The sequence below is a fragment of the Fervidobacterium gondwanense DSM 13020 genome, from assembly GCF_900143265.1.
GTDB lineage: Bacteria > Thermotogota > Thermotogae > Thermotogales > Fervidobacteriaceae > Fervidobacterium > Fervidobacterium gondwanense.
The window spans coordinates 138,012-162,065 of sequence record NZ_FRDJ01000002.1 but is presented as its reverse complement, the minus strand read 5'-3'; the positions used below and the strand labels follow the sequence as shown (position 1 = coordinate 162,065).

Here is a 24,054-nt window from a genome sequence, read left to right as displayed (position 1 = left end):
ACGATGCTCAAAGATGTTCAAAGTCAACATGATAGTAGAAATGTCTATCTAAGAAGGGTTGGCGTTAAAGGGGTAAGATATCCCGTAGTTGTTCTGGACAAGACAAATGGTTCTCAGTCGACGGTTGCTACTGTAAATATGTATGTTGATCTTCCAAAGAGATATAGAGGCACGCACATGAGTAGATTCATCGAAGTCTTAAATGAGTACCATCTTGAAATTAATCCAAGAAGAATTAGAGAGATACTTTCCAGATTGAAGGAAGTTCTACATGCAAAAAGATCCTTTATCGAAATATCTTTCCCGTACTTTCTCAGGAAACAGGCTCCTGTGTCCAGGAGTGAAAGTTATCTTGAATACGAGTGTTCATTTGAAGCAGAAATGTACGATGAGTCTTTTAACTTTCTTTCAAGCGTTAGAGTTCCAATACACACTTTATGCCCGTGCTCTAAAGAAATCAGTGAGCGTGGAGCCCACAATCAAAGAGCTTTCTGCACAGTCACATTTGAAAGCAAGGAAATGGTGTGGTTTGAAGAGATAATTGAAATTGTGGAGAGAAACGCAAGTTCGCCCCTATACACTTTGCTAAAACGACCAGATGAAAAGTATGTAACTGAACACGCTTATGACAATCCTAAGTTTGTTGAAGATGTAGCAAGAGATGTTGCACTTGAACTTAAAAGATATGATAAAATAAGATGGTACAAAGTTGAAGTTGAAAGTTTTGAATCAATTCATTTGCATAACGCATACGCCTGTGTTATGAGTGACGAAATTCATATTTAGAATCATTATTGAACGATTATCTCATTGAGGTGAAACAATGGAAGAAAAACTTATTAGAGTACTGAGTTACTTGGGATTCGCTGCAAAGGCAAATAAGATAGTGTTTGGAAAAGATATGATAAAAGAATATCTAAATAACCCAAAAATTAAGGATAAACTATTAATCATAGCGAAGGATGCAGGTGAGAGGGTTAAGAAGGATATTATAATAAGATGCGATATTAACAACGTTGATTATTTTGAAGTGTTTGATAAGAAGACTTTGGCAAAGGCTGTTGGAAAGAAGGAAATATCGGTTCTTGGGATTGAGGACGAAAATTTGGTAAGAGCAATCAAAACCGTTCTGAAAGACAAATAATGTTAACCGAGGTTCTTTAACTTCCAAGGGGGTGTTTATATGACTGAAACGAGAGTTGTAACGTTAGCAGAATACCCTTTGATAGATTTTGTTGAGTTAGTAAACAGAATCTTTGCTGATTATGTAGTTCCAATAAATTGGAACGTTTTATCTTTCAAAATGGACGCACGCGAAAACTCCATATCTTTTGCTGATTCGTTCATCTTTCTGCGTGGCAATGAACCGCTTGGTTTCATACTAACTGCTGTTCGAGGAAGCAAGGCAAGGATTGACGCGATGGGAGTAGTCACTAATGAGCGAGGAAAAGGTTTAGCCGAGCAAATTCTGAAGCATGCTTTCAGGCATTTGAAAACCAAAAATATAGATAGTATATTCCTTGAGGTTGCATCTTCAGATGAACGAGCCGTACGTTTTTACGACAAGAACGGATTCCGAAAAGTGCGTAATCTAAATACTTTCGTTTTGAATAATCCTCAACCATCGACAATCAAATACTCTTCATTTACCGCTGATAATAGGCTTGTCTATTCCATAGCTATCTCTAACGAGATAAATATCCCACGGAAAGTAAATTGGCAGCGTGAGCCAATTACGCTCCTACTTTCTGACGGAAGATATAACCTTGTACGATTGCACTTTAAAAATGTCGAAGGATACTTAGTATGGGGCAAGAATGAAGATAACAGTGCTTACATTGTAGATTGTGCCCCGAAATCTTCAGAAGATTTGGACTGGTCATCTATCATTAATATCTCGGTTGACTATATTCTCCAAAATACAAATGCTCATTTGATATCTGTTGTTTCTGTTGCGGAAGATGACAAGTTGCATCAGGCTCTCTTAGAAAATAAATTTAACATAGTATTAACTCAATACGAAATGTTCAGGAAACTCTAGTAGCAATTCACTTAGATTGACTTAGTAAACTTTTATAAGCTTTGTGCCACTATAGAAATACTCTAATATCTGTTGATATGTCCAGCCGTATTTTTTGGCAAATGCATTTGCGGCAACTTGACTCAAACCAATGCCGTGTCCAAACCCACCGCCATAGATGACTACAGAATTAATGTTTAGTTCACTGTCCCTAATTACATCAATGGAGTAGAATTTGCTGGGGAATGAAGAAAAGTCATCACGTTGTATCCCATTAAGTAAAGTGATTTTCTTTCCTGAAATATCAAAAAGTTTTCTAACGTCAGCTTCGGAAAGTTTATATATGCTGTCTGCCGTCTCTACAGTGAGTTCTTCCACGTATCTTCCATTAGTTCTTTTGCTTATATATATGTCTGTAATTTTCTCTTCATTTTCCTTATCCTCTTCAGTAACTCCTTCCTCAGTAACTTCTACGGGAGCATTATTCTTAGAATATTGTAAACAGTTAATTCCTTGCTCCTCTCGCAAAGATAAAATTTCCGCTTCCTCAATTTTTAAATCAGTGTTTTCAACAATAACAGGATTATTACTCCAATATTTTTCATCTAATTTTTTCGACAAGTCTAACACGCTATAAAGCAGGGTGCGAGTATTATCTCTTGTAGACTGAGAATTCTTCATTGACACTGACTTTACTTTCAGATTACTTAAACGCTCGTACAGTTCTTGTGGAGAAAACTCAACTTTCCATCTAAAAAATCCGTTCTCGACTTCAACAAAGCCAATCTCGCTCAGTGATTGTCTATCCCAGTTTTTCAAAAAATTCAGAATACTTTGTTCATCATCTAAAAAATAGATGCTTGCCATATTTGTACCGTTGATTTTCGATTTCAGATATGGTACCGACATTTTGAAGACATCCTTAACATCGAAGTTTACGCCACCTGAAACAGCATAGTAAAATGTCGATGCAGGTTTAGAGTTGTAGAGCATTAGCTCTCCGCTGGTTAATTTTACAGCACTTACTGCTTTTTCGTTTGTTTTTTGTGTGTTGTAGGCTTGGAAATTTATTGAATCGTCAATGTTTGCACCAATTTTTGTATACCTTCGATCAGAAAGAATCTTGTCTATAACGTATGTTCTGGCAACTACTGCTTGAGCTTTAAGAGCTTCTAAATGATAAGTCGAGGGCATTTCGCTTGAGACAACGGAATAGAGGTACTGTTCTATTTCTACATCGTTTATCAAATAAAATCCACCTTGTGTTGTGGCCAGTATTTCAAAATCGCCATAATACTTGTTTCTGCTTCTCTGAACGAGTAGAACATACGAATCAGAATTCTTACTTTTCAAATAAAACCTTGTTCCATCTATAAACGGTCCGAATATTCCACTTTCTGTTTCAATGTATACAAAGTCATTATTCTTATACAACATAACTTTTCTATTTCCTACCAGTGAAAGAAGACGCACTAAGTTATTACCTACCCCTGAATACAAATCATAAATTCCGTTAAGTTCTATTAGTAAATCGCTGAATTTATTTGAAACCATACCACCAACTGAATTAATCCTCGAGCTAACAAGAACTCTCACTCTTTTTGGAAAATCATTCTCAAAGGAAAGAATTCGTGATATGCGATCGCCTGAAAATTCAACGATCAAGTTTTTCACACCAGGGTAGAGAACATTAGCCCAATTTGATTTTTCATACCCAACCACTTTTACATCTTTTGACAGCTTAAAATCTCCTTCTAGTTCGAAGCATATCCTCTTTGCCTCTGAATCAAATGAGATTACTTTTGACAGGCGAGCAACATTTTTTTCTAAAATTATACTGTTTTTCTTTGTATCAACTTTCATCATTATTGCTGAGAATTCACCGGGTTGAAGTGCCATAGGATAGTTGACCAACTTAGTAAGCGAACCATCGTTTTTTGCAATACCGATTTCATAATTGCTCGGAAGAAGCTCCAAGTTTATTGGTTCTTCTTCATTTAGTTGACTAAACGTTGTGAGCTCTTTGCTGATCACATTCTCCAAATATATAACTTTACCCTTAAAGTATTCACTCTTTTGGTCCATCTTGAATGTAATTAAAAGTTTTGAGGTAATGGGCTTTAGATTTACAACTAAGAAGCTATCTGGTTTATCCCATCCAACGTATGTTTCACCATTTCCAGTGAAATACCTTTTGCTCTTATAAAACACATCAACAAATACTCTATAATGACCTGGATTAGAAACTGAAAAGCTGTTAATGAGGCTATGTGATGGAAATAACATTCTCATTCCATTAGGAGCTTCGAAAACTATCTCCGCAGCAAAGTCGTTTTCCAAATCTGGGGACGAGTCGAAAAAGATATTATCAGGGAACCTAATTTCTATGTTGATCGTAAAATTATTAGAGGCAAAAGTCTGTCCAAAAACTGACATCAAGAATGTTAGAAAAAGGACCGTGAGTAAACCAGGCAATACTTTCAAACTATCACCCCGTGAATATTATGAGTTAACGTCTCTCATTTAGTCAATAGCACATCAAGTATAGCAAAATAGTGACTCAAACTTCCAAGCAAAACAAAAAGATGCCAAATCATATGATGATATTTGAAACCCCTCCATACATAGAAGATAGCTCCAACCGTATATAATATACCACCAGCAACGAGAAACATAAGAGACACATTTGATACACTATTAACGAGCGGTTTAAAAACTAAGACAACCATCCAACCCATCAGTATATAAAGCAAAGTTGACAAAATCATGAATTTTTTTACAAAGAATACCTTAAAGACAATACCAACAATAGTTAAAGCCCAAATTATACTGAATAAAGTCCATCCAAGCCATCCTTTTAAGGATATTATAAGGAAAGGTGTATAACTTCCTGCAATCAGAATATATATCGATGAGTGGTCCATGATTTCTAAAACGTATTTTGCCTTTTTGTGTTGGATTGAGTGATATAAAGTTGAATTCATGTACAGAATAAACAAAGAAATACCATAAACTATCGCTGAGGCAAGTTTACCTCCACCTCCGTTGTTAGCAGCAACAATTATAAGGATAACAAAACCGGCGAGGCTTAAAAGTGCACCTACTCCATGAGTAACTGAATTTGCTATCTCTTCCCCTATAGTGTATTTTTCTATATTTTCTTTATCTTTTATTTTTGCCATCTTTGCTCCCCCTACTCAACAATCTAAAGAGCCATTGAAAGGCTTTAAGTCCAATAGCATAACACTGATCATTATATTATTTATTATACATCTAATTCATCAGAACACAATTGACTGAAAAACAAATGCACGCAAAAAACTACCAAGAGCTATTCAGCAATCGTTTCATTTAAAACATCGGATATTTTCACATTCACTGTTTCAACCATCATACCAGTCATCTCTTGAACACTCTTTTTTACGTGACAAGCAATAGAATTAGCAAACTCTACAAAATTACTGTTAAATTCAGCGGGCAGAGAAATAAAAAGTCTAACTATCTCCTTTTGGTCTTCATTTGCAGATTGTACTTTTTCAACAACTATGTTTCCTTTCTTAAAATTAATAACTTTATCTGCCTCTTGAATTCCAAGATACTCACAAATACTTCTGTACGCAATCTCTGGATAGACATTGGAATTTATTTCAACATAACCCATGTTCAACCCTCCCATGTTTTTGTATCATGCAGTTACTTAAGTTCGGTAACATGCATGTTTACATCTACATTTTCAATTGCAAAATGCTTCTTAAAGGATTCTATAATCTTATCTTTGACAACTGCAAAAGTTTCAGGGATGTTTATTCCATAACCAACAGCTACGTACAGGTCAATCGTCACACCGGAATCATCATTGATAACCAAGTTTGACTCTTCCGAAGAGAATATGTTTAAAACCTTCTGCAGCCAGTTTCTCGCGGATACACTTAACTTATCAGAAAGCTCTGTTAATGAGTAATATACTATTTTCTTTAACGCCTTTTGTGTCACTTCAACCTCTCCACAAGTTCCTTGAAACTTCACTATAATCACCTCCATACCACGGTTAAAATAACTTAAAAAATGTTACTGTGTAACATAGTATTTTAATACGCAGTAAATAGATTTTACTACTACGTTAAGATATGTCAAGTGGTTTTACCAAAAATCAAAAAGCCTCCCTGAACCCACACCGGATCAAGAACAGGGAGGCCATTTTACCAGTCTTCTTAGTCACAGAATCCATGGGAAGAAGTAATGAATAGCTAAGAGCATCAAAAGGACAAACCCCATTGCTCTGTGAATCACTATCCATTTCTTGCCTACTCTATTCTTGAAAAGGAAACTGATAAACATAATTAGTGCACCAAACCAGAGTATCCATCCTGTATGAAGCTGAATTCTTCCAAGTATCAGCATTCCGTGAATGAATCCTATTACAACAAGAGCTATCCCAGTATAAGTATGGGCATTCTTAAGAAATTTCAGCAATGGTATAAACACCTTTGGTTTTTTTGGAAGGTACTTGTACAATCTTCTGAACAAGAACAATGATAGTTGAAAAAATAGTAGAATAGCACTGGTTATTCCAAGGTAGCGAAAAAGCATTTAATCATTCCCTTCTTGTTTAAGTCATAGGTTATTTGAATACATATCCTACGACTAACCATTCTTTTCGAGGTGTACCTGTAAGCATAGAGCCGGCTTTCACGCCATCAGAATTTTTGGAGATATCGTAAACTTTATCATCGGCAATTACAAACGGTTTGTTGTTCTTGCCGTCGAATTTCGCAATGCTTTTTTCATCAAATACGTACAATCCTATTGCATACAATTTGCTCAGCAAGTTAACGTGACCTTGCAATGAGAGTATTTCATTTGTTAGGTCAACACCCATATCATGTCCGTAATGCTCACCACCTGAGAATTTTCTTGAATAGGTTGCATCGTAGACTATTCCGTACACGGAAACGTATATCTTTTTCTGGTTTTTTCCATCGAATTTTAACATCTCATCTGGCGTAAAGACAAGAACACCATACGATGGGAAGGATTTGATTTTGCTTATCCCGTGTGGTGAGAGTTTTAAAATATCATATGTCAAATCTTGACCAGCTGTATGTTGATTCTTGTGGTTTCCACCACTCCATGATTTAGAATTGCTCAAGTCATAGATAATACCGCCCACAGATACCATAACTGGAGCATTCTTACCGTTGTATTTGGATAATTCAGAGTACGTAACACCAAGCAATCCCACAATTTTGTCTTTCGTCAGCAATTTTGAATCGATTTCTGAGAGTTTTACGTGCTTTTTCAACACTGAACTACCAAGATTGTAAATTACACCTTCAACAGAAACCCAGCCGGAAGTCTTTTCAAGAGTTTGAGGTGAGATGATTTTGTACTGACCACTGAAGTTAGAAATGTTGAAAATGTTGTCAAGATGTCCGGCAAATACAGTCATCACCATAACAACTAATAGCACTGCTGCTGTTGAAAATCTTGTCATAATTCCACCTCCTTGCAACTCCATTTTTTATTATATCAGAAAATAGAATTCTAAGCAAATTAAGACTTAGTTTTACCTAAATTGAAGTTAGAGAAATTTGACTACTTTGTTGTTTAGAAAAAACAAAACATGGTATAATTATATATGCTGTACATTGTGTGGGATGATAAATTGTACTTTCAATCAGAAAGGGGTGGTGCTATGGCAAAGAGCTTTTTTCAGAAGCAACCCATGATGAGAAAGATGTTGTATGCTCTATTGCCTATTTTATTGTTCTCTGTATTTGCTTACGGTTTCACAGTTTTGATTAATGCCGTGGTTGTGTTTGGCGTTGCCATTTTGGTTGAATACGCATTTGAAAGGAACAAAAACAAACCTGTTAGTGAAGCTGTTCTTGTCACGGCAATGTTGTTTTTGCTTTCGCTTCCTCCAAAGGTTCCATTCTGGGTAGCAGCGCTTGGAATTGCGTTTGGAGTGGCTTTTGGTAAAGAAGTATATGGCGGTTTTGGAAGGAACGTTTTTAATCCCGCTATTGTTGGAAGGTTGTTTATATATATAACCTTTCCAGTCTACATGACTACGAATTGGGTCAGACCTTCCATTCTTGGTCTTGATTCCATTACTTCCGCGACGCCTTTGCAGATATTAAGAGAGAACGGTCTAGTTAATATTTTAGATTTATTCTTGGGTTGGCGCGCTGGCTCTTTTGGTGAGGCGCCTGTCTTTCTGATTCTGGCAGCTGCTGTATATTTAATCTACACAAAGACAGCAAGCTGGAGGCTTATGCTCTCCACATATGGCGCTGCTGCATTGTTAACGTTCTTCTTAGACATTCTCAACGTGCCCAAGGCACTGCCAACATTACCTGCTATCATGTCTGGTAGTTTGATTTTTGTAACAGTCTTTATGGCAACAGAGCCAATAACTGCACCAAAGAAGGTTAAATCGCAGTGGATTTATGGAATGATAATAGGTGTAAGCGGTGTTATTATAAGGACGTTCTCACTATTCTCTGAGGGATGGAGTTTCGCGATCTTAATAGGAAATGTATTCGCACCACTTCTTGATGAAATTATAAAAGAGAAAAAAGTGAAAAAATCCGTTCCTGAAGCAAAGAAGGTGGGAGCATGAAATTTGACAGGGAGAGTAAAATTTATACCGTGATTTTTACTTTTGTTATATCTTTTGTTTTTGTATTTGTACTTTCTGGTTTGAATTACTTAACAACGTCAAAGGTAAAGATCAATCAAGAATTGTTTACAGTAAGGGCTGTTTTGAATGCAATGGGGATAAGTTATAAATCGAATGAAGAGGCATTGGAGATATATAAATCGCAAGTTAAGGTTGAAAATGTAGGTTCGTATACCTTATTTTCCGCTGTTGTTAACGGTGACGAAGTATATGCTATTTTATTCAACGGAAGTGGTCTTTGGGGAAATATCTCCGGTGTTTTGGCTGTGAATAAAGACGTCTCAAAAATAGTAGGTATAGATTTCATATCTCAAAGTGAAACACCGGGACTTGGTGGTAGAATCGAAGAAAGTTGGTTTAAGGATCAATTTAAAAACGAAAGTCTTGTGAATGATAGAATCATCGTATCAACAACAAAAGTGAGTGAAACAAAAGACGATGGTCAAGTCGATGCAATAACAGGTGCAACTTTGACTTCAAAATCTATTGAGAAAATCATAGCAACTTATATCCCCATTTTAAAAGAATTGTTGGGGGTGAAGTGATATGTCAGATTTCAAGAAGATTTTCAAGAACAACTTTTGGCTTGAAAATCCTGTTTTTGTTCAAATATTAGGAATCTGTTCTACTTTAGCAGTCACAAACAATCTGCGCAACACACTTATTATGACTATAGGTGTTACTCTCGTTACCGCCCTGTCAAATCTCACTATCTCAATGATAAGGAACATCATACCTCGAAAGGTCAGGATGATCACTCAGGTTCTTGTGATCTCATTCTATGTGATTGTCGTTGATATAATACTGAGGGCGTACGTACCTGAGGTTAGTAAAGCTCTTGGTCCATATGTTGGATTGATAATTACCAACTGCATCATAATGGGACGTGCAGAAGCGTTTGCGCAAGGAAACAAGCCTCTAATCTCGTTCTGGGATGGTTTCACAGCCGGTCTCGGATATATGTTGGTGCTTGTCACCGTTGCTTTCTTCAGGGAGCTTCTCGGATTTGGTACAATCTTAGGATTTCCAGTTCTACCTGATTCCTTTACAAAGTGGACAATTATGGTAATGCCACCAAGTGCATTTTTCGTACTTGCTGCTTTTATTTGGATAGTGAGAGGTGCACAGATAAAGAAAGATATTCAGACATCGAGACAAAGCGTACAACAGCCAGCACAAGTAGGGGGTGATAAAAGATGACAGGTTTAATTCCTAACATAAACCCATTAATTCTCTTCTTTGCATCTATCCTTACAAGCAATATATTATTAACAAACTTCTTAGGGATGTGTTCTTTTATATCTATTTCAAAAGACCTCAAGTCTTCTAACGGACTGGGCGTTGCTGTTACGCTTGTTATGACCGTGACCACGGCTCTGAACTGGTTGATAGAGAAGTACATAATTCAACCACTTGATTTAGGTTATCTTAGATACATAGTTTATATAATCGTCATCGCGGCTGTTGTTCAGGTTCTCGAGATGATAATCGATAGAGTTTCACCAACACTTTATATGGTCCTTGGTATATTCTTACCATTAATAACAGTTAACTGTGCTATCCTTGGTGTTGCACTTTTCATGCAACTGCGCAATTATTCTTTCATCCAGTCAGTCTTTTTTGGTTTAGGCAGCGGAATTGGCTGGTGGCTTGCAATAGTTCTTTTGGCTGCAATTAGGAAGAAAACAGACAATGCTCCTGTTCCAGCCCCGTTAAAGGGTGTTGGTATAACACTTATCACTATCGGAATCATGGCTATGGCGTTCATAGGTTTCGCTGGCATGATAAACGTTCAGTAAAGCGGAGCGATTTTGTAAAATGGGCAGGTGATTTGTATGAGTATGATTATTGCGCCTTTAGTTGTATCAGCGGTTAGTACAGTCCTTGCAATAATTATCACCATAGTTGATAGCATAGTAAATAATTACGGCGAAGTGCAGATAGATATAAATGATTCAAAAAAGGTCTTGAAAGTAAACGGAGGTTCTCCGTTGCTTCAAACACTCAGTTCACAAGGAATTTTCGTACCTTCGGCTTGTGGCGGGAGAGGTAGTTGCGGTGCATGTAAAGTTAAAGTCCTGTCCGATGTCGGTCCACATCTGCCCACCGAATTACCGTACATGTCAAAAGAAGAAATAAATGCTAACGTAAGGCTTGCATGTCAAATAAAATTGAAAAAGGATATCAAGATTTACTTGCCGGAAGAACTCTTCAATATTAGGAAATTCAAAGGAATTGTTGAAAGCTTGAAAGATGTTACGTACGACATAAAGGAATTAAGAATAAGGCTTGTCGAGCCTAAAGAAGTTAGTTTCAAAGCAGGTCAATACGTTCAACTGGTTATACCACCTTACGAAAACATAAGAGAATCAACACAAAGAGCATATTCCATTTCTTCTTCGCCAAGTGATAAGAATCATGTTGAGCTGTTGATAAGATTAGTTCCTGGTGGTATAGCTACCACTTACGTTCACAAATACATGAAAGAAGGAGATATTGTAGAGGTTGTTGGACCTTTCGGCGATTTTTACATGCGCGATACAAACGCTGATATGATAATGGTTGCTGGTGGAAGTGGAATGGCACCGATAAAATCCATAATCTTCGATATGTGGGAGAGGGGAATCACAGATAGAAATGTTTGGTACTTCTTCGGAGCTCGAAGTAAGAGAGATCTGTACTACGTTGAAATTTTCAGAGAACTTGAAAAGAAATGGGATAAATTTCACTTCATACCAGCGCTTTCTGATCCACTACCGGAGGATAATTGGGACGGAGAAACAGGACTTATTACAAATGTTCTTGATAAATATTTGCAGAGTGTTATACCAAATGAGAATCCAAAAGAAGGTTATTTGTGCGGTAGTCCCGGAATGATAAACGCGTGTGTCCAGGTTTTTGATAACCATGGAGTCAAAGATGTCTATTACGACAAATTCGCATGATGAGGGGGGATACATATGAAAATGACTCCCAAATATATAAGAGCTCAAGAGAATATGAAACCAGGCAAGATAACAGCAGATGGATTTTTAGGAGATGATGATAGAAATATCGTAGATATAATAGCTGCGGATGAAGAAGAATTTCAGTTCTTAGGGCTTGATTTTGTTGAGGTAGCGAAATTGATGAGAAAACTTATGAAAGAAGGTCTGAAAGGGCTTGGCGAACCGATTAGGTTCGAAAAATGGGAGATACGTGTAGACGAGGCACGCGGATTTTTAGCTTGTCCATTTCAAGACGGGATTTTTAGAAAGCGCGTAGCGGTTGTGAGAAATGTGAACAACAATAGTGAGTTAATGTACAGTGAACTGTCCATTCATCTGCTTGCGGCGCATCATTTCCTTCAAGGAAAGGGTGCAAGATTTAGATTAGAACCTGCAATTATTAAGGCAGTATTATACGAATGAATTTTCTTCACTACTATTAAAGGAGGGGGATTTATGAAAGTTACATTTTTGGGACATGCCGCTGTACTTGTAAGCGATATCGAAGAAAAGTACAACGTGATAATAGACCCTTTCATATCCGGAAATCCTGCTTTTCCAAAGGGATTTGAGCTTCCAAAGATTGATTACGTATTAGTTACTCACGGACATGCTGATCACATAGGAGATACTGTAGAAATCTGTAAGGAGCATAGCTCCACTGTTATATCAAACTATGAACTTTGCAATTATCTCCAAACCAAAGGGTGTAAAGTGCATCCAATGCACGTTGGAGGGGTATACTACTTTGAATTTGGGAAAGTGAAACTCACACCAGCACTCCACGGTTCTGGTATTCATGATGGAGATAAGGTAATATATGGGGGTAATCCCTGCGGATTCTTGATTAAAGCTGAAGGCAAAACTATTTACCATGCTGGTGACACCGGTTTGACAAAGGAAATGGAACTATTGAAAGGCGTAGACATCGCTTTCATACCGATAGGCGGTAATTTCGTAATGGATGTGGAAGATGCGTTAATCGCTGTTGAAATGTTCAAACCTAAGACTGTCGTACCTATACATTACAATACCTGGGATATAATACATGCTGATGCCGAGAAGTTCAAAGACGGTGTAGAAAAACTTGGACTGAGATGTGTTATTTTGAAACCAGGTGAAAGTATTTCTTGTGAAGGCGTCTAAATATGATAAAAAACGAAAGGCTCGCAAATTGCGAGCCTTTTTCACTATTATCTTAAACTAAGCTTGATTAATTCTTTGGTTTTGCAATTTGCACAAGCGGCCGTGATGGCTTCTTGCCTCTTCTTGAACTCTTGTTGAAAGTCTTCATGATTATTTCCGCATCGATTTCGCTCACGTCTATAAAAGAATAGGTTTCAAATATACGCACGTTGTTAATGTTCCTTTGTTCGATTCCCGTCTTTTCAGAAATGTACTCAACGAGTTTTTTCTTGTCGAGGCCTTTTGAAGTTCCAAGAGCAACAAACAATCTCACTGTTGAATCTTTGCTAACATTCTTCGAGAAATCCTTTGGCTTTATGTTTCCGTATCTTTCGACATCTATTCTCTCTTTGAGAAGGGCGTGCAGGAGCATTTCAACAACTTCCGTAGGTCCCATCTCTTGAAGAAGTTTCTGCGCTATATCCTTATATAGTTCATTTGATACATGGGGCATTGATTTTATACTTTCTACAATATTTTCAAGCTGTCTATTAAGGATTTCTTCAACCATTGGTACTTTGTCTTTTACAATCTTGGCTTTTGCAAATCTCTTGACTTTTGAAAAGTGATAATATTCATCTTTAGTAACGAATGTAATGGCAAACCCTTTTTTTCCTGCTCTGCCAGTTCTTCCTATTCTATGTACATAATATTCCGGGTCTCTCGGTACTGAATAGTTAATCACATGTGTAAGACCTTCTATATCGATTCCACGAGCGGCAACATCGGTGGTCACAAGAATATTCAATTGCCTCTTTCTAAACTTGTCGAGAACTCTTTCGCGTTGGTACTGAGAATAATCTCCATGCAAACCATCTGCGTTGTATCCAAGATCAGAAAGTTTCTTTGATAGTTCGTCCACTTCGGATTTTGTTTGACAGAAGATGATACCGTAAAAACCAGGATTCATATCAATAATTCTGCAAAGAAGTGGTAATTTATCAGCTTCATCGACTTCGAAATAAATCTGCTCTGCATTCTCTGTGGTTAGCTCTTCTCCAACTGTTGAGATGTGTTCGTATTCTTTCATGAATTTTCTTGCTATGTTAACTATTTCCTTTGGCATAGTTGCCGAGAAAAGGAACGTTCTTTTAGACTCTGGCGTTTGTTTTATAATCTCCAAAACGTCGTCAAGAAATCCCATGTCTAACATTCTATCTGCTTCATCAAGTACCAAATATTGGACATTCGAGAGATCCATTGTCTTTCTATTAATGTGGTCAAGCAGTCTTCCAGGTGTACCAACAACTATGTCAACGCCTTTTTCCAGATCCTTTAACTGCCTTTCCATCGACTGCCCACCATATACTGTGGCTATTCTGATTCTTCGGTTTCCTTTAAGACTTTTCAACTCTTCGTATATCTGCAATGCAAGTTCCCTTGTTGGTGTTACTATCAAAGCCTTGATACTCTTGCCTGATTTGAAGTCAATTCTTTCAAGTATTGGAATTCCGAAGGCTGCGGTTTTCCCAGTACCAGTTTGAGCTTGCGCAATGATGTCCTTATCTGTTCCCAAAGCTATTGGGAGGACTAACCTCTGTATTTCCGTTGGTTCCACGTACCCTTTTTCTTCAATAGCCTTGAGTGTTTCATCGCTTAAACCAAAATTTTTGAAACTAAGTTTTGTTTCAACACTTGTCGTACTGTTCATATGTTCTTCTACCTCTCTCCTCGCGATATTTTCTCCACCCCTCACCTTGCTTTTTTCTCTTTACGATAAAATTCGGGCGGATTTCCAATCAGCAAGGAGAAAGGTGTGGCGTGCAATATGTTAGATATTCACACATGCTAAGTAAGTTTAACACACTTTCGACAAAGTACAATTAACATCCTATTAAGATTGATTACAATTGCGTTCTCGTATTTGGAAAGAAAATGTTCTTATACCAACTTAGCAAGTAACACTTCCTTCATTTGACGTAAAGCGAATTCGTGCATTGCCTTGTCAAAACTATCAACGCACTTTGTATGGACAGTTGTTTCTATTCCTCTATTTCTAAGCTCCTCAACCGTAAATAGGACACATATGTGAGTAACCAGTCCACCAACATGAACACTCGTTACTCCGAGTTCTTTGAGCAGATTTTCTAAGTTTGTTCCATAGAACGCAGAGTACCTACTCTTCTTAATTTCGTATGCCTTATCGTATCCAACTAAAGCTTCTTTTAATTCATCGACAATTTCACTGCCCTTAGTATCGTGCAGACAATGGACGCCCCATACGTCGAACTCATAATCGTTATCTTCGTGCCAATCTCGAGTGTAAATGATCGGAAGATTCCGTTTTTTGAAATCATTAACCAATTCTATTATTGGAGAAATGACATTCTCTGCACCTTGAAAGTATAATGCACCACCTGGTTTTGCAAAGTCGTTTTGTAAATCAACAATTATAAGAGCTTCCATTAGAACCACCCCCTGTTTAGACTTACGTTTTTATTCTGTCGCCTCTTCATTATCTTTTGTTATTCGATATCTTCTTATTGCTTTCAGTATTTTATTCATCGTCTCTTCGTCTGGTGCTTCAATTGTATGTAGGTGGATACCGTTTGATATTTCAGACAACGGTTTAGTACCGGTTGAGGCAAGCAGAGATACAAATTTCTCAACTTCATCAAGAGTCCCCACATCTATACGACCTGTCAATTCTCCGTATATTGGATGCTCAACTATAACATCGAGAACCTTACCACCGTTTTCTACAATCTTTTTGAGTTCGTCATATATATCACTCACATTGTGTTTCACAGCAATGACCCTTCTCACAGTATTGCCATGGTCAAAGACATATCCATCTCTTGTGGAAACAATTTTGTATCCTTCCTCTCTTAACTCAGCGATGTCTGAGACTATCATTTGTCTACTTACATTAAACATCTCCGACAAATCTTTTCCCTTAATGGGTGTCTTACTCTTCTTAAGCACTTCTAAAATCTGATACTTTCTTTCCATTCTAATCACCCCTGTTTCGGTGTTCAGCTTTATTATACAACATTTCACAAAAAAATGTTAAGAACGGCAATTACTAACTACTGTGAAAAAATAAGGCGGGGCTTGAAAATTGCCCCGCCTTCGAAAATCCTAAAATTTGCTAGATTTTGTTATGTTATTATTTTCTTTCTACCCTTGGCTTATCATCGTAGGTAGTTATCTTACCGCCAAGAACATTCTGTATATATTCTACAACAACGTCAGCCATGACGTAGAAGGTATTGTATCCTTTTTGACCCTTGAGAGTTGCGTATCCGTCGCCACCCGCTGCCATATAGTCATTCGTGACAACTTTGTAAATCTTTTCTGGGTCAACTGGTTTTCCACCGATGAGTAACTCTGTAAGTTTTCCGCCTTCTGCTTTCCATGTTGCGCCAGCAACCTGTAAGAATGCTCCCTGACCGTTCGGAACGGAAGCGGCGTATTCAAAAACCTTAACTAAGTCAGAGCCCTTCATTTCAAGAACGTAAAGGGTGTTTCCGAATGGCAGCACTGTGAGTACATCGCGAATCTTTATCTCACCCGGTTTTATCGATGCCCTTATACCTCCACCATTTGTAAGTGCCACATCTGCACCTGTTTTCCACTTCATTGAATCTGCTATCAAGTTTGCGAGGTTCGTTGTCTTTGATCTGACATCCGCTCTTTCACCGTTCAGGAGTATTTCGGTTCTGCCGATTACCGTATCAAGTTTTGCGCCACCTAATTTTTTGAAGTAATCAAGAGCGGTCTTCACATAAGGTGCTTCAGGTGTCACAACCTGGTATATATTCTTACCTGCTTCGTCTTTTCCAACAACTTTTGACTGGATGACAGGTATAGCACTCCACTCTATTTTTACAACCTTACCATTTTCAATTTCCATATCGACTTTTCCAAGTATCTTTGCCCATTCGAACGCTTGAACAATTGGAACTCCATTAACAACCATCGGTGTTGTCATATTTGTATGGCTGTGTCCATCGATTATCAAGTCTATACCTTCGACATTCTGAGCCAATTGGTCTGCGGTTGTGTAAATATCTGAATACCCTTGTCCAACTCCGAGGTGTGTGAGAGCAATTACAACATCTGCTTGTTTTCTAATTTCTGGAATTAGTTTTTTTGCAACCTCAACAACATTTTTGAATTCGAGATCTTCCGAATTTGGACCTTCCAAAATTTTGGTATGTTCAGTTGTAAAGCCAATTATAGCTATTCTAACTCCTCCAACGTTCTTAATTATGTATTGTGTAAAGAGTGGTTCGCCACCTTTGTAAATATTCGCACTCAAGAATGGAAACTTTGCCCACGAGATTTGTTTTAAAAGCACATCGCGTGGTTTGTCAAACTCGTGGTTTCCTACTGCGACTGCATCAAGCTTCATTCTGTTGAGAACAAAAATATCAGGTAAAGCATTCAACAAATCTGATTCTGGAACGCCTGTGTTGATATCACCAGCGTGTAAGAAGAGTACGTTGGGATTTACTTTGCGTTCGGCATCAATAATAGACGCAACTGTTGCAAAACCGCCTATGACATTTCCTGCTGAGTCGGTGAAGGACCACGCACGACCATGAGTATCGTTAACGTGGAAAACCGTGATCTTAACCGCTAACGCCAAAAGACTCAACACTAAAAAAAGCAAAACAACGTACTTTCTCATACCTTATCCCTCCTTTTGAAGATATTGGCAAAATTAATTATACTACAATAGCGTTAATTTAAAAAAGTTTTTCTATAAGCGACATGGCGATTTCTACAACAAAAAGGAGAATAATCATCCATTCTAAAAAGTTAGCCTTACTTTCGCTATGAATTTCGAGCAATACACTCGCAACTTCAAAAGCGTGATCAAGTTTGGTTGTGACATTTTTGTACCGTCTTGATAATTCATAGTAACGGGAGAGCTTCTGATATATTTGATCATAGACTTCGCTTTCCCAAGTAATGTCTGGTTTATCCAGAATCATAACGTCGGATAGTATCTCATGTCGAGTCTTCAATATCTTCATTGCTAATCCGAGAGATTTTCTTCCTTTTGCTACTTTTCCTTTTTCAGAGAGAAATTTTTCTATTTCGTCTATGAGAACACCTGTCTTTTGTTCAACTCGCTCTAAAGAGACACTCTGAGCTAATACGAAAGCTACAGTTGCGATAACGCCGTCGTCGAGTTTTGGAACATAGAACCTATCTTCAAAAACTTCTAACTCTTTTTCTTTATTCGTTATAATTTCAAGTGTTTCGATAGAAGTATGTTTAACTTGACCAACCACATATTCATCGAGCTCAGATAGTAAAGTGTTAAATTGCTTTGTTGGAACGTTCAACCCGACAACAGCTCCAAATGAATAAACATATACCATGCCATCCCCATACTTGAATTTAAAAGGTTCTTCCCATCTTATGTACTCAACATGCGAAGATTTTTCCTGCATCAATTTCTTTATATTAATATCGTCACCTAAGTCCAGAGCTATAAATTTCACACAATACACCTCTTATTTTAAGATTATCTCCATTTTATTTTCCATTTGCTCAATCACAACAAGATTGCCATAAGAATATACTATTCTGCCACCATAAATCGAAAATTCTCCTCGTACTCTCAAATAATAGTACCTGGGCAAATGGTGGCCAATAGGAATCTCAACGCTTAGTTTGTTTGCAAATTTTCTTATTATGGGTTTTTGAGTTAAGAAATCATAAAGAATCTCACCACTCTCAGATGCTGTGTGATTTCTCAAGAAAGGGTAATACCTTGTCATAGTCGAAAGAAATTCTCTAAGGCTATTATACATCTCCTTCCAAGTTTTCCCATCAGGATTTCTGTCTTTGGAGAATAAATCATCAGGATGCAGGAAGTACTGAAATGTACCAAAGGTCATGAGTGAAAGTATTGAACTTGCCAAGAGATTTTCAGCGGGATAGTATCCAAATGTGGTTCTTGGCATTACAACAACTTTTTCATGAATAACCTCAAATTCGTCAAAAAGTTTTTGAGTTGTGGTATAAGATGTGCCTATCACTTTAATGCTTGGAAAAATTCTGAGCAATGTTTCAACTCCGAATGAGTCTATTATATTATTAGGTGCAACATAAACATAAGGTATGTAGTTGTCACCTAATGTATTCTTTAGAAAAGTTTTGTAAAGCTTTAGAACAGTTTCGAGATTCTCCTGTTTCCAGTTTTCTTGAGTCAAGTGAATGTGATTGTATCCGTGCAACCCTATCTCGTAAGAGCTGCTGATAAGTTCTTGAAGAGCTCGCATCTGTTCTGGTGTATTCGTATACTCTTGAAAACTAAATGGCCAAGTCACGGAAGCATTATAATTTGCGACAAATATAGTAGTATATTTAATCGAAAACTCCTTCGAAAGTTGCTTCATCATTGGCCACCAGATGTTGTAGTAGAACTCATTGTCAGTGATATCTCCAAATTCTCTCGTAATTATGTCAATCTTCCTTTTATATGCAGGTAATGGAAAGTCATCAAGATGCATAGACCAGCTGTTCACTATAGGTTGTATTGATACTTTAAGCTGTGACAAAGCACTTTGCATAAGCAAGCCTCTGTAGGTTTTACTTACCAATTCAATTGGGTAGAATATCACGGTACCATTTCCAAGTGGAATTGACCAAACAAGCGCTTCGCCATTTGATGAGGTTACAAGAACCTTCGAATTTTGTGGTGGTTTTTCCCAACTGATGTTCTTCTTTACATTAAATTTCAAATTTGCCGGCACTGGAAAAACTTCGTCACTTACTGTCATGTAATCAACAAAACTTAAGTTACTACCTTTTCCAATAATAACAGCAGTTCCACCATTAGATAAATAACTTACAAGGTTCTTGTCGGCCGGTGGATAACTACCACCAAAATGAAACACCAAATCATATGTGGACAGTACAGATGACATCTGCTTTTTCCATTGATATTTGAATGAGGTGTAATCAAGAGCTTTCCGAAGCTCATAGTTATCTTGACCAACAACTAATATTTTGAATTCTTCATCATTGCCAATAAGTATGTTCGAAAAAATCTTCTGAAGGTCGAGTACAATTTTCCCGTCATCATCGAAAAGATAGTTGTACGCTATCAGTCCACCAAGTGGACTTAGAAAAGCCATGTTATATGTATTACCTTGCTGATCTTTCAGTTCAACAAGAGTTTTGATAAACGTACTTATTGGTGTGTAGCGCTCAACATCTCTTTCATTTTCAAATTTCAGCAAGGTCGTGTTTATAAAATTCTCATTTATATTTATGGTACTTGGTTTAACCTTTCTCCAGCCGAAATAGTATGACAAACCAAGCAGATTATACACAGAATTGATTTCATATAAACCCGGATGGTTTTCACCAGATGAATCAAGTGTTGCTCCGAGATTGTTTATAATGAATAACTTTCCACCATTGATCAAAAACATCGAGAGTTTCTCGAGATACTTCTTAGCATCTCTCATTTGAGGCGTGTAATAGCATGTTACTATTAAATCATAATTATTTAAATCAAAACTGATGAAGTTCAGACTTTCGACATCAATTATTTCGTAATCTTCAAGTATGTCTTTCAAGGCTGGGGCAACATACTTCAGAAGGATACTGTATCCATATCCCTGTTCTGATCCCTTATACAGCAAGAGAGTCTTTGAATATACAATTGTTTCTGATAGTATTAAAGACCATATTAGAACAATCATGACTTTTACAAACTTATTAAGTGTTTTGTATTGCACTACTCAAAACCTCCTCATACAACCTTCTGTACTCGCTAATCATCTTTTCTAAGTTGTATTTTTCCTGTACAATTTTTCTTCCATTTTCACCAAAAGTTTTGCACAAGTGTTTATCTGATGCTAAAACATCAAGTTTTTCAGCCATGGCTTGATAATCTTTCGGCTCAACAACAAAACCAGATTGCCCATCAGGGTCAAGCGCGATTTCTGGGCAATTCCCTACGTTTGTAACAACAACTGGAATGCCTGATGCCATAGCCTCTAATTGTACAAGCGGTTGACCCTCGGAGATACTGCTTATTAGCAAAACATCGATCAGAGGATAATAATCCAAGACATTCGCCCTGCCAGTGAATATTACCTTTTCTTCCAAGTTAAAAAGTCTAACAATGTCAACGCACCTTTGATAATATTCTTCATCCTCGTCTGTTGGTCCGATGATGTACAATTTTGAATTTGGATGCTTCTTTACAAAAATATCGAACGCTTTAATTCCAGTTATCACGTCTTTTATTGGCACAACCCTGCCAATCATTCCTATGTTAAATGTGTCATGTTCGACAGGCTCGATTGCTGAAAACTTTTTAACATCAATACCATTGGGAATAACTCGAGACTTGCGGATATCGGCGTTCAACTCAAATTGGAAGAGCTGATTTTTTTCAAAGAGGGTTGTTAGCGCATCACACTCTTGATAAGCAGTTTCACTTATGAGTCTGAAAATCTCAATCCATGTCTTCTTATATATTTCTTGAATACTCGTTGATTTTATGATCTCTATTTCTCTTTCACGATGATATATCCCGTGTTCTGTTACTATCAGCTTTCCCTTGTGTATATATTTTCCAGAAAGAGCGCTGAGAACTGCGTAGCCGGTGGTTGTTGAATGATATATATCAGCTTTTGGTGGGATTGATTGGATGGCGCTTAAAATTGGAAGCACAAAACCTATAATTGTCCAATAGAAACTTGGAAACCCTTCTTCATAAAAGTAACGTTCGTAAATGTCAACCAGAAATTGCCAAAATGTCTTGCTTTGAAGTATATAATCAATATGTTTTCCTGAAACAGATCTAAGGATGTTAGAAAAAAACTCAACTCTACTTTCCTTCAAAAAGAGTAGTTGTCTTATGTTACGAACTATTTCCTTTTCATCTAACATTTCTCCGTCCTTCTTGAAATCCACAGAAAAAAGCGGATATTCGTACACGCTCTTCAAATTAACTGGCATTTTATAAGAAAAAGGACGTGACCATTTCCACGGTGCTAAATGGACCACGTCGAATTCTACGTCAGGTATATTTTCAATTATCATTTGAATCCATGAAGAAACCCCACCTGTAATGTAAGGATACGTTCCTTCAACAATCAAGCATACACGCATAAAATTACGAAATTTCTATGATCTCAACCTCAAATATAAGGTTCTTTCCAGCCAACGGATGGTTTGCATCAAGTATCGCAACATTTTCATTGAGTTCCTCAATTCGCACAACGAAGAAACCACCGTCTTGTTGGTGAACTTCAAGAAGGTCTCCTACATTAGCATCTTCAGGAAGCATCGATCTTTGAACACTGAATTTTAAGTCTTCTCTTACTGGGCCATAAGCTTTTTCAAAAGGTATAAGAAATTTCTTCCTATCACCAATTTCCAAACCGATAAGTTCTTCTTCAAAACCTTGAATAACTTGACCTGCTCCAACTACAAATTCGAGCGGTTCTCTGTTGAGCGAAGTGTCAAAAACCTGACCATCCTCAAACATCCCTGTGTAATGAACCTTGATCTTATCTCCATTCTTAATACCCATAAAATCACATCCTTTGTTTTTTTCGACATTTTGATTATAGCACAAAATTTCAAAATCAAAAGTCGCTTCTTTTTCTCCTTACTGATCCTTGTTTAACGAACACAGAAACATAATGCCTTTTCGTCGTTGTATTAGGAGTATGGATATGAATACTAACATGAGTTGTTCTTCTAAAAAGTGGAAAAGTTTTCTTCGCTTTAGGAACAGGTCTACTTTTCTTGCTGTTCTGCTTTTCTGATAATTTGTGGGCCTCAGAATTAGTATTCTGTTCTGACACTTTATACATCAGGTAGAACACAAACAGTGTGAGTAATGTGTTCAATAGATAAAACAATCCAGTAACTCCAAAAAGCTTATTGTAATCTGTCTCACCGGTTACAGACAATTTTGTAAATATTTGTGCTGACACTGCCCGCATGACATTATTAACAAAGTAGCTCAATCCTGAATATGTAGCTATGTACTGTCTTGGAAGATAAGATAGGCAGAATACCATGTAGAGCGGTGTTGAAATATTTATCAAGACGTATCTGAGAATGTAAGCAATGCTGAAAACATATGAATTAAGCATGAAAATTGGCATCAGGAAAATTAGAACTGAAACACTAAGGTATATCAAAAACAGCGACAATTTATAGCCGTATCTGTGAGTAAGTTTGTGTGAAAAAAGAGATGTCGCCGCTGTGGATAACTGAGATATCGCAAGCACAACAGTAATCATAGCCGTTGAGAATGAAAATAGGTCATAGAAAATGACATTTCCAAAATTTATAAAAACTCCAGCAGCCAAACTAACAAGCGCACCGGAAGATATGTAATAAATTAACATTATCAGCTGTGACGGTGACAATTCATTTTTCCTCTTAATTAATCTTTTCTTTATACGAACATTTGGAAATGCCAATACTGGCAGTACGGACAATATTGCAAGTACCATTGAGATGTTGAGACTTGGATACAGGCCAATACGTTCTGAGAGTACCCCAGCACCGAAATATCCAATGACACCAGTAATCATTACTATGGCGAAGTTTATATTCGAGTTTCTTAGCCTCTTCTTCTCGTCTGAATTTTCAATAACCGATATTGTAGGCATTATGACTGATGTATCGAAAAATCCAAACAGAAAGGATACTAAATACAAGTATAATGCCCATTGCAAGTTAAGAAGTCTAAGTATTCCAAATAATCCATAAAGAGGCATCGTAAATAAAATGGTCTTTTTTCTCCCTATCTTATCTGAAATCCCGGCAAATAAGAACCCACCAATCGCCATCCCCCAAGAATAATAGAATGTTGCATTCCCAATAACAGTATTGGGGATATCATATGATTTAAGATACAAATTGAATAACGCGGTGTACGCAGCACGCGATATACCAACCAGAAGGGTATAAAGATTGATAAGAAATATCAAACCAATCCCCCCAATATTCCTTTAACATTCTTCCCTTAAGTTAAATCCATAAAAGGCATCGTAACTTCAGCCATAAAGCAAGATTGTGTAACGGATTTATGAATAAAAGCCTGTATGTTCATCTTCCAGAATGATTTAAAATAGCTCATTACGGATTATAGCACAAAACCTCCAATTTCTATCTTTGCAATTATGTAACGACAAATGTGTTTGTTAAGTAAACTCATCTAACTATGGACACCT

General features: G+C 37.2%; 25 protein-coding genes. 10 read left to right on the top strand and 15 right to left on the bottom strand.

What is annotated here, in order from left to right:
- Positions 1 to 3: 3 nt before the first annotated feature.
- Genes folE2 through BUA11_RS02955 form a run of 3 tightly spaced genes read left to right on the top strand, consistent with a single transcriptional unit; the run spans position 4 to position 2,041 of the window.
- Positions 4 to 786, top strand: coding sequence for a GTP cyclohydrolase FolE2 (gene folE2 / locus BUA11_RS02965; RefSeq protein ID WP_072758165.1), 783 nt, complete (start codon positions 4 to 6; stop codon positions 784 to 786).
- A 37-nt stretch (positions 787 to 823) separates the two neighbouring features.
- Positions 824 to 1,144 carry a L7Ae/L30e/S12e/Gadd45 family ribosomal protein gene (locus tag BUA11_RS02960; protein ID WP_072758163.1) on the top strand — a complete coding sequence of 107 codons (321 nt, stop codon included), beginning with the start codon at positions 824 to 826 and terminating at the stop codon, positions 1,142 to 1,144.
- A gap of 39 nt (positions 1,145 to 1,183) precedes the next feature.
- The gene (locus BUA11_RS02955) at positions 1,184 to 2,041 is read left to right on the top strand and encodes a GNAT family N-acetyltransferase (RefSeq protein WP_072758160.1); all 858 of its coding nucleotides are present in this window, start codon (positions 1,184 to 1,186) and stop codon (positions 2,039 to 2,041) included.
- A 21-nt stretch (positions 2,042 to 2,062) separates the two neighbouring features.
- On the opposite strand, the gene BUA11_RS02950 is transcribed toward BUA11_RS02955, so the two are convergent.
- From BUA11_RS02950 to BUA11_RS02925, 6 genes are all read right to left on the bottom strand, one after another.
- Positions 2,063 to 4,504, bottom strand: a complete 2,442-nt coding sequence (locus tag BUA11_RS02950) for a SpoIID/LytB domain-containing protein (RefSeq protein ID WP_072758159.1) — start codon at positions 4,502 to 4,504, stop codon at positions 2,063 to 2,065.
- A gap of 35 nt (positions 4,505 to 4,539) precedes the next feature.
- Positions 4,540 to 5,202, bottom strand: coding sequence for a PAQR family membrane homeostasis protein TrhA (gene trhA, locus BUA11_RS02945; RefSeq protein WP_072758156.1), 663 nt, complete (start codon positions 5,200 to 5,202; stop codon positions 4,540 to 4,542).
- A gap of 149 nt (positions 5,203 to 5,351) precedes the next feature.
- A complete protein-coding gene (locus BUA11_RS02940) occupies positions 5,352 to 5,681 on the bottom strand; it encodes an Asp23/Gls24 family envelope stress response protein (RefSeq protein ID WP_072758154.1) in 330 nt (109 codons plus the stop codon).
- A gap of 32 nt (positions 5,682 to 5,713) precedes the next feature.
- Complete coding sequence (locus BUA11_RS02935) at positions 5,714 to 6,046, bottom strand: Asp23/Gls24 family envelope stress response protein (RefSeq protein WP_072758153.1); 333 nt, start codon at positions 6,044 to 6,046, stop codon at positions 5,714 to 5,716.
- Positions 6,047 to 6,235: 189 nt separating this feature from the next.
- Positions 6,236 to 6,610, bottom strand: coding sequence for a hypothetical protein (locus BUA11_RS02930; RefSeq protein ID WP_072758151.1), 375 nt, complete (start codon positions 6,608 to 6,610; stop codon positions 6,236 to 6,238).
- Between the two features lie 31 nt (positions 6,611 to 6,641).
- Positions 6,642 to 7,514, bottom strand: coding sequence for a cytochrome b5 domain-containing protein (locus tag BUA11_RS02925; protein WP_072758149.1), 873 nt, complete (start codon positions 7,512 to 7,514; stop codon positions 6,642 to 6,644).
- A 201-nt stretch (positions 7,515 to 7,715) separates the two neighbouring features.
- Between BUA11_RS02925 and BUA11_RS02920 the strand changes: the two genes are divergently transcribed.
- Genes BUA11_RS02920 through BUA11_RS02890 form a run of 7 tightly spaced genes read left to right on the top strand, consistent with a single transcriptional unit; the run spans position 7,716 to position 12,838 of the window.
- Positions 7,716 to 8,645 (top strand): RnfABCDGE type electron transport complex subunit D, encoded by a 930-nt coding sequence (locus BUA11_RS02920; RefSeq protein ID WP_072758147.1) that lies wholly within the window; start codon positions 7,716 to 7,718, stop codon positions 8,643 to 8,645.
- Positions 8,642 to 9,250 (top strand): RnfABCDGE type electron transport complex subunit G, encoded by a 609-nt coding sequence (locus BUA11_RS02915; RefSeq protein WP_072758145.1) that lies wholly within the window; start codon positions 8,642 to 8,644, stop codon positions 9,248 to 9,250. Before BUA11_RS02920 ends, BUA11_RS02915 begins: the two co-directional genes overlap by 4 nt.
- A 1-nt stretch (position 9,251) precedes the next feature.
- Positions 9,252 to 9,905: an NADH:ubiquinone reductase (Na(+)-transporting) subunit D gene (locus tag BUA11_RS02910; RefSeq protein WP_072758143.1), complete on the top strand. Its 654-nt coding sequence runs from the start codon at positions 9,252 to 9,254 to the stop codon at positions 9,903 to 9,905.
- Positions 9,902 to 10,504, top strand: coding sequence for an NADH:ubiquinone reductase (Na(+)-transporting) subunit E (locus tag BUA11_RS02905; RefSeq protein WP_072758141.1), 603 nt, complete (start codon positions 9,902 to 9,904; stop codon positions 10,502 to 10,504). Before BUA11_RS02910 ends, BUA11_RS02905 begins: the two co-directional genes overlap by 4 nt.
- Positions 10,505 to 10,540: 36 nt before the next feature.
- Positions 10,541 to 11,650, top strand: coding sequence for an NADH:ubiquinone reductase (Na(+)-transporting) subunit F (locus tag BUA11_RS02900; RefSeq protein WP_072758139.1), 1,110 nt, complete (start codon positions 10,541 to 10,543; stop codon positions 11,648 to 11,650).
- A 15-nt stretch (positions 11,651 to 11,665) separates the two neighbouring features.
- On the top strand, positions 11,666 to 12,115 hold the full coding sequence (locus BUA11_RS02895) for a hypothetical protein (RefSeq protein ID WP_072758137.1): 450 nt from the start codon (positions 11,666 to 11,668) through the stop codon (positions 12,113 to 12,115).
- Positions 12,116 to 12,148: 33 nt separating this feature from the next.
- Entirely contained in the window at positions 12,149 to 12,838 is a 690-nt protein-coding gene (locus BUA11_RS02890; protein ID WP_072758135.1) for a metal-dependent hydrolase, read from the top strand.
- Between the two features lie 67 nt (positions 12,839 to 12,905).
- Here the strand turns inward: BUA11_RS02890 and BUA11_RS02885 are convergent, their stop codons facing one another.
- The 9 genes from BUA11_RS02885 to BUA11_RS02845 form a co-directional block, all read right to left on the bottom strand.
- A complete protein-coding gene (locus BUA11_RS02885) occupies positions 12,906 to 14,528 on the bottom strand; it encodes a DEAD/DEAH box helicase (protein ID WP_072758133.1) in 1,623 nt (540 codons plus the stop codon).
- 230 nt (positions 14,529 to 14,758) lie between these two features.
- The gene (locus tag BUA11_RS02880) at positions 14,759 to 15,283 is read right to left on the bottom strand and encodes a cysteine hydrolase family protein (protein WP_072758132.1); all 525 of its coding nucleotides are present in this window, start codon (positions 15,281 to 15,283) and stop codon (positions 14,759 to 14,761) included.
- 30 nt (positions 15,284 to 15,313) lie between these two features.
- Positions 15,314 to 15,829: a transcription repressor NadR gene (locus BUA11_RS02875; protein WP_072758130.1), complete on the bottom strand. Its 516-nt coding sequence runs from the start codon at positions 15,827 to 15,829 to the stop codon at positions 15,314 to 15,316.
- Positions 15,830 to 15,986: 157 nt separating this feature from the next.
- Positions 15,987 to 17,513 (bottom strand): 5'-nucleotidase C-terminal domain-containing protein, encoded by a 1,527-nt coding sequence (locus tag BUA11_RS02870; RefSeq protein WP_072758128.1) that lies wholly within the window; start codon positions 17,511 to 17,513, stop codon positions 15,987 to 15,989.
- Positions 17,514 to 17,571: 58 nt separating this feature from the next.
- Positions 17,572 to 18,336 carry an RMD1 family protein gene (locus BUA11_RS02865; RefSeq protein ID WP_245789473.1) on the bottom strand — a complete coding sequence of 255 codons (765 nt, stop codon included), beginning with the start codon at positions 18,334 to 18,336 and terminating at the stop codon, positions 17,572 to 17,574.
- A 12-nt stretch (positions 18,337 to 18,348) separates the two neighbouring features.
- The gene (locus tag BUA11_RS02860) at positions 18,349 to 20,586 is read right to left on the bottom strand and encodes a DUF2194 domain-containing protein (protein WP_245789471.1); all 2,238 of its coding nucleotides are present in this window, start codon (positions 20,584 to 20,586) and stop codon (positions 18,349 to 18,351) included.
- A complete protein-coding gene (pelF, locus tag BUA11_RS02855) occupies positions 20,567 to 21,970 on the bottom strand; it encodes a GT4 family glycosyltransferase PelF (RefSeq protein WP_072758126.1) in 1,404 nt (467 codons plus the stop codon). The genes BUA11_RS02860 and pelF overlap by 20 nt, the downstream gene beginning before the upstream one ends.
- 4 nt (positions 21,971 to 21,974) lie before the next feature.
- A complete protein-coding gene (locus BUA11_RS02850) occupies positions 21,975 to 22,394 on the bottom strand; it encodes an FKBP-type peptidyl-prolyl cis-trans isomerase (protein WP_072758124.1) in 420 nt (139 codons plus the stop codon).
- 55 nt (positions 22,395 to 22,449) lie between these two features.
- A complete protein-coding gene (locus tag BUA11_RS02845; RefSeq protein ID WP_072758122.1) occupies positions 22,450 to 23,811 on the bottom strand; it encodes an MFS transporter in 1,362 nt (453 codons plus the stop codon).
- Between the last annotated feature and the right edge of the window lie 243 nt (positions 23,812 to 24,054).